Below are 14,638 nucleotides of genomic sequence, written 5' to 3'. Positions count from 1 at the left end.
ACAGAGGAGTCGTCATGACCGAGGTCCACCACGGCCTGGAGGGCGTTGTCGCCTTCGAGACCGAGATCGCCGAGCCCGACAAGGAAGGGTCCGCGCTGCGCTACCGCGGCGTCGACATCGAGGACATCGTCGGGCACGTGCCCTTCGAGAACGTCTGGGGCCTGCTCGTCGACGGCACCTACTCCCCCGGCCTGCCGCCGGCCGAGGCCTACAACATCCCGGTGCACACCGGCGAGGTGCGCGTGGACGTGCAGGCGGCCATCGCGATGCTCGCGCCCGCGTTCGGCTTCCGGCAGACCTACGACATCACCGACCAGCAGGCCCGCGACGACCTGAGCCGGGTCGCGGTGATGGTGCTGTCCTACGCCGCCCAGGCCGCCCGCGGCCTGCACCAGCCGGTCGTCCCCCAGAAGGACGTGGACGCCGGGCACACCCTCGCCGAGCGGTTCCTGATCCGCTGGAAGGGCGAGGCCGACCCCAAGCACGTCGCGGCCATCGACGCCTACTGGAGCTCGGCGGCCGAGCACGGCATGAACGCCTCCACCTTCACCTCCCGGGTGATCACCTCCACCGGTGCCGACGTGGCCGCCGCCTTCTCCGGCGCGATCGGCGCGATGAGCGGCCCGCTGCACGGCGGCGCGCCCTCCCGCGTGCTCGGCATGCTCGAGGAGGTCGAGAAGACCGGCGACGCCGAGGCCTACGTCAAGGCCCTGCTCGACAGGGGTGAGCGGCTGATGGGCTTCGGGCACCGCGTCTACCGCGCCGAGGACCCGCGCGCCCGGGTGCTGCGGCGCACGGCGAAGGAGCTCGGCGCGCCGCGCTACGCGGTCGCCGAGGCCCTGGAGAAGGCGGCGCTGGCCGAGCTCAAGGCGCGCCGCCCGGACCGCGTCCTGGAGACCAACGTGGAGTTCTGGGCGGCCATCGTCCTGGACTTCGCCGAGGTGCCGCCGCACATGTTCACCTCGATGTTCACCTGCGCCCGCACGGGTGGCTGGTCGGCGCACATCCTGGAGCAGAAGCGCACCGGCCGGCTGATCCGGCCGTCCGCGAAGTACTCCGGGCCCGCGCCGCGCAAGGCCGACGAGGTCGAGGGCTGGCAGAGCGCCTGGGCCTGACCGGTGGGCCCCGGGGCCCGGAATGGACTTCCGGGCGGTTTCTGACAGAATGCCCGGGGCTCGTTCAGCAATGCAGCGGCGTCCGGACCGGTACATCGGAGGAAGCATGCATCTGCAGATCGACGTCGAGCGGCGTGAGGGCTACGCGATCCTCAGCCCCCAGGGCGAGATCGACTTCGCCACCGGGCCCCAGCTCAAGGACGCGATCACCGAGACCCTGGTCGGCGGGGACGTCAACCTGATCATCGACCTGCTGGCCGTCGACTTCATCGAGTCGACCGGCCTGGGCGCGCTGATCGGCGGCCGCCGCCGGGCCTACGCGCTCAAGGGCTCGCTGTCCCTGGTGTGCACCGAGCAACAGATGCTGAAGATCTTCCGGATCACCGGCCTGGACAAGGTGTTCACCATCCACGACACCGTGGACGAGGCGGTCAGCGCCCGCGCGGTCGCCTCCTAGCGGCCGGCCCGGGACCCGGGCACCAGCCGCTTGCCGTAGCACCGCGACTTGGGCGACCAGCGGTAGTAGCCGAAGCCCTCGATCCGCTCGTAGCCGGCCCGCTCGTACATCGCGATGGCCTCCGGCTGCTCGGTGCCGGTCTCCAGGACCATCGCCTCGGCACCGGCCCGCGCGGCGGTCTCCTCCAGGTGCGCGAGCACCGCCCGGGCCAGCCCCTGGCGGCGGGCGGCCGGTGCGACGTACATCCGCTTCACCTCGGCGGACCGGGTCGCCCCGAGGGCCGGGACGTCCGAGCGCAGCCGCCAGCCGCCCATCGCGACGGGCTGCCCGTCGACGTAACCGACGAAGAAGGCACCCTGCGGCGGGTCGAAGACGCCGGTGTCCAGCGGGGTGGAGTCCTCGCTGCCGTAGAGCCGGACGTACTCCGCCTGCACGTCCGCGACCAGCCGCTGGGTGTCGGGATGGGTGAACGCAACCGCGAGGATGCGCATGCTCATCAGGTGTCCCCGTTCGTGTCCGGTGCGGTGGCGGATGCCAGAATAGTGGTGCACACGCTGACAACGAGGTCAGGTCACCCGCACGCGACACTCCCCGAGGTAGCAGCCACCGTGACCGAGACGATCACCCTCCCCGCCGCACTCCTGCCCGCCGACGGCCGCTTCGGCGCCGGCCCCTCGAAGGTCCGGGTCGAGGCCCTGCAGGCGCTCGCCGCCACCGGCAGCTCCCTGCTCGGCACCTCCCACCGCCAGGCCCCGGTGAAGAACCTCGTGGGCCGGGTCCGTGAGGGGATCGCCGCGCTGTTCGAGCTGCCCGAGGGCTACGAGGTGGTCCTCGGCAACGGCGGCGCGACCGCGTTCTGGGACGTCGCGACGTTCGGCCTGGTCCGCGAGCGCAGCCAGCACCTGGTCTTCGGGGAGTTCTCCTCCAAGTTCGCCCAGGCCGCGCAGGCCGCGCCGTTCCTCGGCGACCCCACGGTCATCGAGTCCCCCACCGGCACCCGCCCCTCGCCGCGCGCCGAGGCCGGCGTCGACGTCTACGCCTGGGCGCACAACGAGACCTCCACCGGCGTGATGGCCCCGGTCCGCCGGGTGGCCGGCGCCGACGAGGGCGCGCTCGTGCTGGTGGACGCCACCTCGGGTGCCGGCGGCCTGCCCGTCGACGTCAGCGAGACCGACGCCTACTACTTCGCGCCGCAGAAGAACTTCGGCTCCGACGGCGGCCTGTGGGTCGCGCTGCTCTCGCCGGCGGCACTGGAACGCGCCGCGGAGATCGGCGCGTCCGACCGCTGGGTGCCGGCGTTCCTCGACCTGCCCACGGCGATCGACAACTCGACCAAGAACCAGACCTACAACACCCCGTCGGTCGCGACGCTGTTCCTGATGGCCGAGCAGCTCGACTGGCTCAACGGCCAGGGCGGCCTGGACTTCGCGGTGTCCCGGACCACCGACAGCTCGAACCGGCTCTACACCTGGGCCGAGAAGACGTCCTACACGACCCCGTACGTCGCCGACCCGGACGAGCGCTCGCTGGTCATCGGCACCATCGACTTCGACGAGGGCGTCGACGCCGCCGCGGTCGCCAGGGTGCTGCGCGCCAACGGTGTGGTGGACGTCGAGCCCTACCGCAAGCTCGGCCGCAACCAGCTGCGGGTGGCGATGTTCCCGGCGATCGACCCGGCCGACGTCGAGGCGCTCACCGCCTGCGTGGACCACGTGGTCGAACGGCTCTGAGCGTCAGGTAGCCCAGCGACAGGACGCCGACGGAGGCCAGCGCGACCCAGCCCCACTCCTCGGCCGTCCGGTCGCGCGGCGGCCGGTCCCCGGGGCGCTGCGGGTCGCGGGTGGGCCCGGGCCCCAGGGGCGCCGCCGCCGGGGTGGCCGACGGGTCGGTGAGCGCCGCCGGCAGTGTCACCTCGAGCACGTCGGACCGGGGCCCCTCGCTGGAGACCAGCACCCGTCCCTGCGGCGAGACCGAGATGCCCTCGCCCTGCCGCTGGGCGGGCAGCCGCACGGTGCCGACGAGCGCGAAGCCGGGGAACGTGTAGACCGAGGCGGTGCCGTAGGTGCGCAGCAGCACCCGCCTGCCGCCCGCGAAGAACGTGCCGTCGGTGACCAGCCCGGAGACCCGCGCGAAGGACGTGAGCCGGTCGGTGGCGGCGCCGGACAGGGTGCGCGGGGCGGCGTACACGGTGCCGCCGAAGGGCGACTTGGACACCACGAAGACCCGGCCGGTCCGCGGGTGGACCAGCAGCGTCTCGGCGTCGTGCGCGCCGTCGGGGTAGGTCAGCCGGTGCGGTGTGGCCGGGTGCTCGCCGTCGCGCGGGTCGACGCGGTAGACCGTGACGTCGTCGCGGCGGCGCCGGTTGTCACCGATGTCGCCGACCCAGACGCGGCCGTCCCGGCCGGGGGCGATCGCCTCCACGTCCTCGACGGAGCCGGCGTACGTCGTCCGGCTGACCGGACGGCCGGTGCCCGGGTCCAGGCCGTAGACGACCGCGTCGTCGCCGGAGTCGTTGATCGTGTAGACCACCCGGCCGGTGTCGACCAGCCCGCTGGACTCGAACACCTCGTCGTCGTCGATCGTGAACAGCGTCCGGCTCGGGACCGGGTCGTCCGGCGCGGCGTACGCCGCCCCGGCTCCCGTCGCGAGCACGGTCAGGAACGGGGCCAGCAGCGCGGCCGCGCGGGTCCTAGGCCAGCCGGTCACGCAGGAGCTCCGCCAGCTGCGGGTGGATGCCCCAGGTGCTGACGACGTCGTCCAGCTCGCGCCGGGCGTCCGGCGAGGGCGCGGCGCCGGTCCGCACCGCGCGCAGCAGCGTGTTGCGCGGGGTGTGCCGGCTGTCCACGAAGTCGGTCACGTCGACCCGGTAGCCGACCTGGCGCAGCACCGAGGCGCGCACCGCGTCGGTGAGGGTGTCCGCGAACCGCTCGCGCAGGATGCCGCTGCGCGTGAGCAGGGAGTACGGCGCCGGGGTCGGCGTGCGCCGCAGCTGGGCGGCGATGTCGTGGTGGCAGCAGGGCGCCGCGAGCACCAGCGGGGCCTCCCAGGTGACCGCCCGGGCGAGCGCGTCGTCGGTGGCGGTGTCGCACGCGTGCAGCGCCAGCACCACGTCCGGCCGCTCGTCGAGCTCGGCGGTGCCGATGTCGCCGGGCGAGAACGAGATCCGCTCCTCGATCCCGAGGTCCCGCGCGATCTCGTTGTTGCGGGCCACCAGCTGCGGCTGCCGGTCGATGCCGACCACCCGCACCGGCAGGCCGCGGACGCCCTCGAGGTAGGCGTGCGCCGCGAACGTGAGGTAGGCGTTGCCGCAGCCGAGGTCCACGACCCGCAGCGGCTCCTCCGCGGTGGGGGTGCGCAGCCGTCCGGAGGCCAGCGCCTCGTCGACCACGGAGGTGAGGCTGCGCAGGAACTCGTCGACCTGGCGGTACTTCGCCTGCCGGCTCGGCTTGACCCGGCCGTCGGCGTCGGAGATGCCCAGCGCCACCAGCACCGGCGCGTCCTCCGGGAGCAGCCGGGGCTTGCGCCGGTCGTGCTCGCGCGCCGGGTCCTCCCCCGACTGGTCGAGCCCGGATCCCGGCCGGTCGAGCCCGGGTCCCGGCTGGTCGAGCCTGTCGGGACCACTCGCCTGCGTGTGCACCATCGCCTCGAGCCTCTTGGTCACCCGGAGCTGGTGGGTCTCGGTCAGCGTCTCGACGTGCCAGTTGCCGAAGGGCAGGTCCAGCAGGTCGTCGACGGCGGCCTTCGCGGCGTCCCCGGGCTCGTGGTTCGAGGTGTGCGCCTGGGTGTCGTCGTAGGCCGTCACCTGGAGGCGTCGGCCGGCCTTCAGGTCGACGTACCGGAGCTCGACGCGGCGCCAGCGCGGGGTCTGGCCCTTCTGGCGGCCCGAGGCGACGGCCCGGACCAGCTGCTGGTCGTCCAGGAGCAGCCCGCGCATCCGCGTCAGGGCCCGGAGGAGGGGTTCGGCGGCCACGGCTACCGCCCGAGCAGGGCGGTCAGGACCACGATCAGGATCAGCCCCACCAGGGCGCCCGGGATCACCAGCCGTCGGTAGCGGGGATTCATGTCTCCAGGGTAGGCGGCGGGCTGCCCCGAACGGGCCATGGACCCCACCCGAGCGCCCTCACTAGCGTCGGGAACGACCACTTCACCCGAAGCGGCCTGCCCACAAGGAGGCCCCATGTTCATCCAGATCATCCAGGGGGAAGAGCACCCGGCGGGACGAGTGCCGGGAGATGGGCGAGCGCTGGCTGCGTGAGCTCGCACCGGGGGCGGACGGCTGGCTCGGCGGGACCTACGGGTTCACCGACGACGACCAGTTCCTCGCGATCGTGCGCTTCGAGTCGCAGGAGGCGGCGGCCGCGAACGCCGCGCGCCCCGAGCAGGGCGCCTGGTGGTCGGAGATGGAGAGGCTGTTCGACGGACCCGTCGAGTTCCACGACTGCGCCGACGTCACGCTGCTGATGGACGGCGGCTCCGACGACGCCGGCTTCGTCCAGGTGATCCGGGGCAAGGTCGACGACGTGGACACCCTCAAGGCGATGATGACCGACACCGAGCAGCTGCACGAGATGCGCCCGGAGATCCTCGGCGGCACCCTGGCGATCGAGGCGGACGGGTCGTTCATCGAGACGGTCTCGTTCTCCGACGAGGAGTCGGCCCGCCGCGGCGAGCAGGTCGCGATGCCCGAGGAGGTACGCCGGGCGATGGAGACCGCGATGCACGACGTGCGCTACCTCGACCTGCACCAGCCCTGGTTCGCCTCGCGCTAGACGGGGACCCGCTCTAGGCGCGGCCGGCAACCACCTCGCCGGCCGCGCCTACCTCGCGCACGGCCCGCTCGGGCTCGGCGCTCGGTCGGTGCGCGGTCCGGTCGTGCGCGTGCCCGATCAGGCCCTGGGCGCGGCTGAACACCAGCACCGCCAGCACGGTGCCGAGGATCGTGGCGACCCCTCCGCCGATCAGCGTCCAGCGCGCCCCGAAGGTCTCCCCGACCCAGCCGACGATGGGCGAGCCGATCGGCGTGCCGCCCATGAAGATCATCATGTAGAGCGCCATCACCCGGCCGCGCATCTCCGGCGCGACGCTCATCTGGAAGGTGGCGTTGGCCGACGTGATCATCGTCAGCGAGGCGATCCCGATCACTGGCGTCCAGATCGCGAACGCGACGTACGTCGGCAGCAGGCCGGCGACGATCTCGGCGACGCCGAACACGACGGCGGCGATGATCACCAGGCGGTGCCGGATCCGGCCGCGGCGCGCGGCGAGCAGCGCGCCCGACAGGGAGCCGATCGCGAGCGTCGTACCGAGGATGCCGTACTCGCTGGCGCCCTTGTGGAACACCTCGGTCGCCATCAGCGCGGAGGTGAGCTGGAAGTTCAGCCCGAAGGTGCCGGCGAAGAACACGATGGTGAGGATCAGCATCAGGTCCGGGCGACGCAGCACGTAGCGCACGCCGTCGCGGATCATCCCCTTGTGCCGGGGGGTCGGCGCGGCGCGGTTGAGCTCGCTGTCGCGCATCCGCTGCAGCGACAGGATCACCGCGCCGTAGCTGACCGCGTTGACCATGATCACCGCGCCGGTCGCGGGGACGCCCGAGCCGAAGGCGGCGATCAGCAGGCCGGCCAGGGCCGGGCCGATCATCCGGGCCAGGTTGAACGACGCCGAGTTGAGGCCGACCGCGTTGGTCAGGTCCTCGGGACCGACGATCTCGCTGACGAACGACTGGCGGGCCGGGGCATCGAACGCCGAGCCGATGCCGAAGACGAACGCCAGGGCGTAGACGTGCCAGCTCTGCGCGACCCCGGTCACCGCGAGCACGCCGAGCAGCATCGCCGGGACGGCGAGCATCAGCTGGGTGACCTGCAGCAGCCGGCGCTTCGGGAAGCGGTCGGCGATCAGGCCGGCGTACGGGGAGAGCAGCAGGATCGGCAGGAACTGCAGGCCGGTCGTGATGCCCAGGGCGGTGCCGTTGTTGTGCGTCAGCTGCAGGACGAGCCAGTCCTGGGCGACGCGCTGCATCCACGTCCCGACGTTCGACACCACGGCACCGGACGCGTACAGCCGGTAGTTGCGGTTCGACAGTGAGCGGAACGTGGGACTCAAGCCTGAGCCAGCCTTTCGATGATCGGAGCTGCCTGACGCAGCACGGAGCGTTCTTCGGGGGTGAGCTCGCGCAGCCGCTGCGCGAGCCAGGCGTCGCGACGGCGACGGTCGTTGGCGAGGGTCTGCTTGCCCTGCTCGGACAGCGCGACGACGACCTGGCGCCCGTCGGACTCGTTCTTGCGACGTACGACGTAGCCGCCGTCGTCGAGGCAGTTGACGGTGCGGGTCATCGACGGCGGCTGGACCCGCTCGAGGGCGGCGAGCTCGCCGACGGTGCTGTCACCGAAGCGGTTCAGCAGACCGAGGACGGACAGCTGCCCCACCGGGAGCAGCTCGTTGTCCGGGTCCCGCTCGCCGCGCAACCGGCGCTGCAGTCGCGCGACGGAGATGCGCAGCGCGGACGCGAGCCCGCTGTCGGTGCGGGTGACCTTCTCGACGGATGGCATGGTGCTTAGCCTAACTCATTACCCTTGCTAACTATTTCCGTATCGAGGCATCCCTCCGCCGGCCCGTGCCCGGGCGCACCCCGACATCGGGCCCGCGCCGACGGGGTGGGGGCGCCTCAGTGGGTCTGGAGGTCGCGGTGGCGGAGGGCCGTGACGCCGACGGCGGTGAGCAGGGCCACCAGCAGGGTGATCACCAGCGGGGCGGTGAGGGACAGCGACGCCACCGGGACGGAGGGGGTGCGGGTGAAGGGAGAGGTCCGCACCAGCCACTCGGGGGCGTTCAGCAGCTCACCGAGGTAGCCGAGCACGAACCAGACGGCGAGGACCACCCAGGCGACCCGGGCCCAGCCCGGCCGCCACCCGTGCACCAGCGCGGCGATGCCGGCCGGGACCAGCACGGCCGGGAGGTAGACCAGCTCCAGGCCGGCGATCCGGAGCAGCTGGGACGGGTCCCCCGTCGACATCGCGTACGTCGACCCGAGACCCGCCCCGGCGGCGAGGAGCACCGTCGCGCTGCCGACCAGGGTCATCGCCAGGGTGCCGAGCATCCACCGGGCGCGCGACAGCCCGGTGGCGAGCAGCGGCTCGAGCCGGCCGGAGGTCTCCTCGGAGGTGAGCCGCAGCGCCGAGCCGACGGCGTAGGCGCCGGCCAGCAGGGCGAGCACCAGCAGCATCGTGGCGCGGAACGAGTCGACCAGGCTGCCCTGCCCGCTCGCCCGGAAGAACTCCTCCAGCGTGGGGTTGCTGCGGGCCAGGTCCTCGACGCCCTGGGTCAGCGAGCCGTACACCGCGCCGAGCGCGAACAGGCCGAGGGCCCAGCCGACCAGCAGCGGGCGCTGGGTGCGCAGCGCCAGGCCGAACGCCCCGGACAGCGAGCGGGCGGCCTGCGCGCGGCCGGGCCGGCCGGACACCAGGCCGGCGCCCTCGTCGCGCCGGCGCTGCAGCCAGGCGGCCAGACCGACGAGCACGGCGCTCACCACGACCGGGACCAGCAGCGGCCACCAGGTCGCGTCGGCGCCGGTCGCGTGCGTCGCCTGGGACCACCCGATGGGCGAGAGCCACACCAGGCCGTTGCCCTGCACGTCACCGGCGCCCCGCACGACGTAGGCGACGCCGAAGAGCGCCAGGGCCGACCCGCTCGCCGCCCGGGCGTGGGTGAACACCTGGGCGGTGCACAGCGCGATCCCGGCGAACACCAGGCCGAGGGCGGCCACCGACGCGCCGTACAGCAGCGCGTCCCCGAGCGGCACCTGCGCGGCGTTCGTCGCGAGCGCCTGCCCGGCCCCGACGAGCAGCGCGGCGGCACCGGTCACCAGCACCGTCGCCGCGAGCGCGGCGTCGCGGCCCACCACCCCGGCCCGGACCAGCTCGGCGCGCCCCTCCTCCTCCTCGGCGCGGGTGTGCCGCACCACCTGGAGGACGGTCATCAGGCACACGCCGACCAGCCCCAGGAAGGACACCTTGTTCAGCACGATGCCCGGCAGCGTGTCCAGGGCGACCGGCGGGCCGGCGAGGAAGATCACCGCCGGCGAGGTGGCCATCGAGGAGGCGTAGCTGTCGATCGAGGCCTGGGTCGGGAACGTCGTGCCCATCGCGCTGCCCGAGGAGTAGGTCAGCAGCGTCATCGCGAGCACCCACACCGCCATCCTGACCCGGTCCCGCCGGACGACGAGGCGGGCCAGGGCCGTGGTGCCGGTGAGCGTGCTCACACCGACTCGCCGTACTGCCGCAGGAACAGCTCCTCCAGGGTCGGGGGGTGGCTGACCAGCGACCGGATGTCGAGCGAGGACAGGTAGCGCATCGCCTCGTCGAGGTGCTCGGTGTCGACGTCGAAGCTGACCCGGCCGTCGAGGCGGTCCACGTGCCCCACCCCGGGTACGGCGGCCAGGGCGTCGGCGTGCAGCCGGGTCTCGGCGATCACCGTGGTCCGGGTCAGGTGCCGCAGGTCGGCGAGCGTGCCGTGCTGCACGATCCGGCCGGAGCGCACGATGCTGACCCGGTCGCACAGCGCCTCGGCCTCGGCCAGGATGTGGCTGGACAGCAGCACCGTCCGCCCGGCGGCGGCCTCCTCGCGGATGCACTCCTGGAACACCGCCTCCATCAGCGGGTCGAGCCCGGAGGTCGGCTCGTCGAGCAGCAGCAGCTCCACGTCCGCGGCGAGCGCGGCGACCAGGCCGACCTTCTGCCGGTTGCCCTTGGAGTAGGTGCGGGACTTCTTGGTCGGGTCGAGGTCGAACCGCTCGAGCAGGTCCGCCCGGCGCCGCGGGTCGTGGCTGCCGCGCAGCCGGCCGAGCAGGTCGATGACCTCGCCCCCGGTGAGGTTCGGCCACAGGTTCATCTCGCCGGGCACGTAGGCCAGCCGCCGGTGCAGGGTCGCGGCGTCCCGCCACGGGTCCCCCTCCAGCAGCCGTACGTCGCCCGCGTCGGCCCGGAGCAGCCCGAGCAGCACCCGGATGGTCGTGGACTTCCCGGCACCGTTCGGGCCGAGGAAGCCGTGCACCTCACCGGTGGTCACCTCGAGGTCCAGACCGTCGAGCGCGACCGTCCGCCCGAAGGTCTTGCGCAGGCCGGAGACCGAGATCGCAGCGCTCATGAATCCATCGTGGCACCCCGGACGCCCCGGGCGAAGGGACTAACGCCGGGCGAGGCCGACGACCTCGTACGACGCCGGCCGGCTGTCCCGCGTCGCCCGGCAGGTGAGCCGCTCGTGCTCCCCCGTCGTGCGCCGCACCCGCACGTCGTACGTCGCGCCGCCCACGTCGAGGGTCACCTCGCTGCCGTCGCCGACGGTGCGGAGCCCGACCAGCCGGACCGCGTCCAGCCGGGTGTCGCCGGTCTCGCGACGCACGGCGAGCTCGGCGACCTGCACGGGGAAGGGGAACCCGGACCGGCCGCGGAGCAGGTCGAGGTCGACGTGCCCGCTGAGGTGCGCCGCCGCCACCGTGGGCGCGTCGGCCGGGGCGACCCGGCCGTAGTAGAGGCCGGCGGGCAGCACCAGCAGGTTGGCGGCGAACCGGTCGCCGCCGATGTGCGAGACCTCCCAGGTCTGCTCGGGGTGCCGGGCCGCCAGCGCGGACACCGTCGGCCGGCCGAGCTCGGCGCAGCACGCGTCGTGCCGGCCGTGCGTGCACACGCAGAACACCGGCTCGTCGGTGGGCGTCAGCCCCGGCGAACGGCCGCGACCGAGCGCCTCGAGGTCGAGGTCGAGCAGCACCTCCGGGGCGGCGAGCGTCGCGGTCTCCATCCAGGGCGCGGCCGGGTCGGCGTAGGCCGCGAACACCCGGATCCCCGGACCGGTGGGGGCGCCGCCGTGCCGGCGGACCAGCAGCGCGCGAACGCCGGTGGCCGCCGAGCGGGCCTGCAGGCCGTCCTTGACCTCGGCGGGCAGCCGGGCGTCCCGCAGGGCCTCGGTGCCCCACGGGCCGGCGTTCTCGACGAGCAGGAACGCGCGCACCGTGGAGGCGGTGCCGACGGCCGGCTCGTCGCGGGCCAGGCTGGCGGCGGCGCAGCGGAAGGCCATCAGCCGACGACTTCGAGGAGCCCCTCGCGGACCAACCGGCGGCAGAGCACCAGCCGGCTCTGCTCGTCGAGGTCCAGGTCGGCCGGGCGCAGCCGCCCGGCGTCCCGGACCACGGTGAGCACCGGTGCGAGGTGGCCGGGCAGCACGAGCTCGCGGTCACCGAGGAGCAGCCGGACCCGGTCGCCGGCGGGACGCAGCACGCACGGGTGGCCGGGGCGCCGGCGCAGCAGGGCGGTGTCGGACAGGTCGCGGGCCGCGATCCGGTCGCGCAGCCCGCCGCGCTGCCAGAGCGTGCGGCCGGTGAGGAACCGGTGCACCTCGGCGTCCGCGACCGTGGCCGGGTCCAGGCCGCGCACGGTGGCGGCGAGGGTCTCCAGCCGCTCGGCCAGGCCGTCTGCGAGCAGGCCGGGCTCGTCGAGGTAGCCGGCCGGCAGGTGCTGGGCGCCGGCCTCGTCGAGGGCCGCGGCCAGCGCCCGGTCCAGGACCTGCTTCCAGGTGACCTGGTTGATCCCGATCGTGACGTGCAGGGAGACCGTGTCCTGGGCGCGGGCGGCGTGCGGGGTGCCGGTGGGGAGGTACATGCTCACGCCGGGCTCGAGCACGACGGTCTGCGGCTCCTGCGTGACGGAGGGCTCGTGCACCTCCCAGACCTTGCTGCCGTGGGTCTGGAACACGAAGACGTCGTGGGAGTCGCTGTGCACCGCGAAGCCCTGCGAGCCGGGCGGCGTGAGGTAGGCGTTGGCCTGGCAGGGGTGGCCGAGCGCGAGCTCCAGCTCGGCGACCAGGGCACCGAGTGGCTCCCAGTAGCGGTGCAGCCCCTGCAGCACGACGGTCGCGCCGTCGTCGAAGAGGTCGAAGACCTTCGCGGGGTCGAGCAGCCCGGTCATCGTCTGCCCGGCGAGGGTCGCGTGCCGGGTGTACGCCGACGCGGGGAGCACGGCGCCGTCCTGCGCGATGCGTACGGCGGGCGTGCGGATGGCCGTGCCGGTCAGCAGGTGGTCGACGTCGTCGAAGGACAGCAGGTCGACGAGCCCGGCCGGGTCGGTGCGGTGCACGTGCACGCGGGACGCCCAGATCTTCGCGAGGAAGGTCTGGGCGTCACCGCTGAGCAGGTCGAGAGCGGACACGAGTCAGGCGTCGGTGCCGTCGGCGTCCGAGCCGTCCGTGCCGTCGGCGTCCGCGCCGTCGGTGCCGTCGGCGTCCGCGCCGTCGGTCGAGTCGCCGTCGGTGGTGTCCGTGGCGTCGCCGTCGTTCGCGGCGTCCGTGCCGTCGGCGCCGTCGGCGTCAGCGGCGTCGGCCGGCCCGTGCGAGGAGCCGGTGGTCTCGATGTCCTCGTCCTTGAGGGGTTCCTGCGGGCTGGTGCTCATGTGCGGCTCCCTTGGTCGTCGGGCGACGGCGCGCGCCGTCGTGGAGGACTTACCCAGGTCGGGGCGCGTCACACGTCAGGCGCCGAGGAGCTGCCGGATCGGGTCGATGAAGAAGTAGACGACGAAGAGCGCCGAGACGACCCACATCAGCGGGTGCACCTCGCCGGGCTTGCCGCGGACCAGCTTGATCAGCACGTAGGCCAGGAACCCGGCACCGATGCCCACCGAGATGGAGTAGGTGAACGGCATCAGCACGATGGTCAGGAAGGCCGGCAGCGCGATCTCCAGGTCGTCCCACTCGATGTTCTTGACCTGCTGCATCATCAGGAAGCCGACGAGGACCAGGGCCGGGACGGCCGCCTCGTTGGGGATGATCGCGACGAGCGGGGCGAAGATCGTGGCCAGCAGGAACAGCACGCCGGTCACGACGCTGGCCAGGCCGGTGCGGGCCCCCTCGCCGACGCCCGAGGCCGACTCGATGTAGGAGGTGTTGCTGGAGACGCCGGCCGCGCCACCGGCGGCCGCGGCGAGCGAGTCGACGATCAGGATGCGCTGGCTGTTCGGGGGGACGCCGTCCTCGTCGAGCAGGCCGGCCTCCGCGCCGATGGCGGTCATCGTGCCCATCGTGTCGAAGAAGTCCGCGAGCATCAGGGTGAACACGAACAGCGCCGCGGTGACGAAGCCGACCCGCTCGAACGACCCGAACAGCGAGAACTGGCCGAGCAGCCCGAAGTCCGGGACGGCGATGATCTTGTCCGGCAGCGACGGGACGTTGAGGTTCCAGCCGTTCGGGTTGACCTGCTTGCCGTCCACGGACGGGCCGACCTTGGCGATCGCCTCGACGGCCACCGCGACCGCGGTGGTGATCATGATCGAGATCAGGATCGCGCCGCGCACCTTGCGGACGTAGAGAGTCACCATCAGCACCAGGCCGAAGGCGAACACCAGCACCGGCCAGCCGTCGAGGAACCCGTTGGCCCCCAGCTGCACCGGGACCGTGGTGTTCGCGGCGTCCGGGATGCGACGTACGAACCCGGCGTCGACCAGGCCGATGAGCGCGATGAACAGGCCGATGCCGACGCTGATCGCGGTCTTCAGCTGGGCAGGTACGGCGTGGAAGACCGCGCTCCGGAAGCCGGTGAGCACCAGCACCAGGATCACGATGCCCTCGAGGACCACCAGTCCCATCGCGTCGGCCCAGGACATGCCCGAGGCGATCGAGAACGCCACGAAGGCGTTCAGCCCGAGGCCCGTGGCCAGCGCGAGCGGGTAGTTGGCGACGACGCCCATCAGGATCGTCATCACGCCGGCGACCAGGGCCGTCGCCGCGGCGATCAGCGGCAGGTTCGGGCCGCTCCCCCCGCCGAGGAACTGGCCGTCGGCGTCCTGCGCGAAGCCGAGGATGAGCGGGTTGAGAACGATGATGTAGGCCATCGTGAAGAAGGTGACGACGCCGCCGCGGACCTCGCGGCCCACGGTCGACCCGCGCTCGGTGATCTTGAAGTACTTGTCCACGCCGCTCCGGCTGCCGACCGTCGAGCCACTGGTGCTGGTCCTGGTGAGATTGTCCACTGACGGATCATGACAGAGCGGTGTGACGGGCATGTTGCCCGGCCGGATCGCGGGCTCCG

At 73.0% G+C, this 14,638-nt stretch carries 15 protein-coding genes; 4 read left to right on the top strand and 11 right to left on the bottom strand.

The features are described from left to right. Positions 1–14: 14 nt before the first annotated feature. Positions 15–1,115: a citrate synthase 2 gene (locus tag KRR39_RS23505; RefSeq protein ID WP_216939756.1), complete on the top strand. Its 1,101-nt coding sequence runs from the start codon at positions 15–17 to the stop codon at positions 1,113–1,115. A gap of 106 nt (positions 1,116–1,221) precedes the next feature. Next, complete coding sequence (locus KRR39_RS23500) at positions 1,222–1,572, top strand: STAS domain-containing protein (RefSeq protein WP_216939755.1); 351 nt, start codon at positions 1,222–1,224, stop codon at positions 1,570–1,572. Here the strand turns inward: KRR39_RS23500 and KRR39_RS23495 are convergent. After that, positions 1,569–2,069, bottom strand: coding sequence for a GNAT family N-acetyltransferase (locus KRR39_RS23495; protein ID WP_216939754.1), 501 nt, complete (start codon positions 2,067–2,069; stop codon positions 1,569–1,571). The genes KRR39_RS23500 and KRR39_RS23495 overlap by 4 nt on opposite strands. 111 nt (positions 2,070–2,180) lie before the next feature. Between KRR39_RS23495 and serC the strand changes: the two genes are divergently transcribed. Further along, positions 2,181–3,302, top strand: coding sequence for a phosphoserine transaminase (gene serC, locus KRR39_RS23490; protein ID WP_254185384.1), 1,122 nt, complete (start codon positions 2,181–2,183; stop codon positions 3,300–3,302). On the opposite strand, the gene KRR39_RS23485 is transcribed toward serC, so the two are convergent. Further along, entirely contained in the window at positions 3,265–4,278 is a 1,014-nt protein-coding gene (locus KRR39_RS23485) for an esterase-like activity of phytase family protein (protein ID WP_216939752.1), read from the bottom strand. The two genes, serC and KRR39_RS23485, sit on opposite strands and share 38 nt — an antisense overlap. Further along, positions 4,262–5,542: a class I SAM-dependent methyltransferase gene (locus tag KRR39_RS23480; protein WP_254185383.1), complete on the bottom strand. Its 1,281-nt coding sequence runs from the start codon at positions 5,540–5,542 to the stop codon at positions 4,262–4,264. Before KRR39_RS23480 ends, KRR39_RS23485 begins: the two co-directional genes overlap by 17 nt. Positions 5,543–5,804: 262 nt before the next feature. On the opposite strand from KRR39_RS23480, the gene KRR39_RS23475 reads away from it, so the two are divergent. Further along, the gene (locus tag KRR39_RS23475) at positions 5,805–6,341 is read left to right on the top strand and encodes a hypothetical protein (protein ID WP_216939751.1); all 537 of its coding nucleotides are present in this window, start codon (positions 5,805–5,807) and stop codon (positions 6,339–6,341) included. Positions 6,342–6,354: 13 nt separating this feature from the next. On the opposite strand, the gene KRR39_RS23470 is transcribed toward KRR39_RS23475, so the two are convergent. The 8 genes from KRR39_RS23470 to KRR39_RS23435 form a co-directional block, all read right to left on the bottom strand. After that, positions 6,355–7,674, bottom strand: coding sequence for an MFS transporter (locus KRR39_RS23470; RefSeq protein WP_216939750.1), 1,320 nt, complete (start codon positions 7,672–7,674; stop codon positions 6,355–6,357). Next, positions 7,671–8,120 (bottom strand): MarR family winged helix-turn-helix transcriptional regulator, encoded by a 450-nt coding sequence (locus KRR39_RS23465; RefSeq protein WP_216939749.1) that lies wholly within the window; start codon positions 8,118–8,120, stop codon positions 7,671–7,673. The genes KRR39_RS23470 and KRR39_RS23465 overlap by 4 nt, the downstream gene beginning before the upstream one ends. A gap of 116 nt (positions 8,121–8,236) precedes the next feature. Next, positions 8,237–9,829, bottom strand: coding sequence for an ABC transporter permease (locus KRR39_RS23460; RefSeq protein ID WP_216939748.1), 1,593 nt, complete (start codon positions 9,827–9,829; stop codon positions 8,237–8,239). Next, a complete protein-coding gene (locus KRR39_RS23455) occupies positions 9,826–10,713 on the bottom strand; it encodes an ABC transporter ATP-binding protein (protein WP_216939747.1) in 888 nt (295 codons plus the stop codon). The genes KRR39_RS23460 and KRR39_RS23455 overlap by 4 nt, the downstream gene beginning before the upstream one ends. 39 nt (positions 10,714–10,752) lie before the next feature. Further along, complete coding sequence (locus KRR39_RS23450; protein WP_216939746.1) at positions 10,753–11,640, bottom strand: ferredoxin family protein; 888 nt, start codon at positions 11,638–11,640, stop codon at positions 10,753–10,755. Beyond that, positions 11,640–12,767: a cupin domain-containing protein gene (locus KRR39_RS23445; protein WP_216939745.1), complete on the bottom strand. Its 1,128-nt coding sequence runs from the start codon at positions 12,765–12,767 to the stop codon at positions 11,640–11,642. Before KRR39_RS23445 ends, KRR39_RS23450 begins: the two co-directional genes overlap by 1 nt. 3 nt (positions 12,768–12,770) lie before the next feature. After that, positions 12,771–13,007 carry a hypothetical protein gene (locus KRR39_RS23440; RefSeq protein WP_216939744.1) on the bottom strand — a complete coding sequence of 79 codons (237 nt, stop codon included), beginning with the start codon at positions 13,005–13,007 and terminating at the stop codon, positions 12,771–12,773. A 75-nt stretch (positions 13,008–13,082) separates the two neighbouring features. Then, positions 13,083–14,579: an NCS2 family permease gene (locus KRR39_RS23435; RefSeq protein WP_254185382.1), complete on the bottom strand. Its 1,497-nt coding sequence runs from the start codon at positions 14,577–14,579 to the stop codon at positions 13,083–13,085. Positions 14,580–14,638 lie beyond the last annotated feature (59 nt).

The organism is Nocardioides panacis, from assembly GCF_019039255.1.
Lineage (GTDB): Bacteria > Actinomycetota > Actinomycetes > Propionibacteriales > Nocardioidaceae > Nocardioides_B > Nocardioides_B panacis.
The sequence above is the reverse complement of the archived record's forward strand: the minus strand, read 5'-3'. Positions and strand labels throughout refer to the sequence as shown.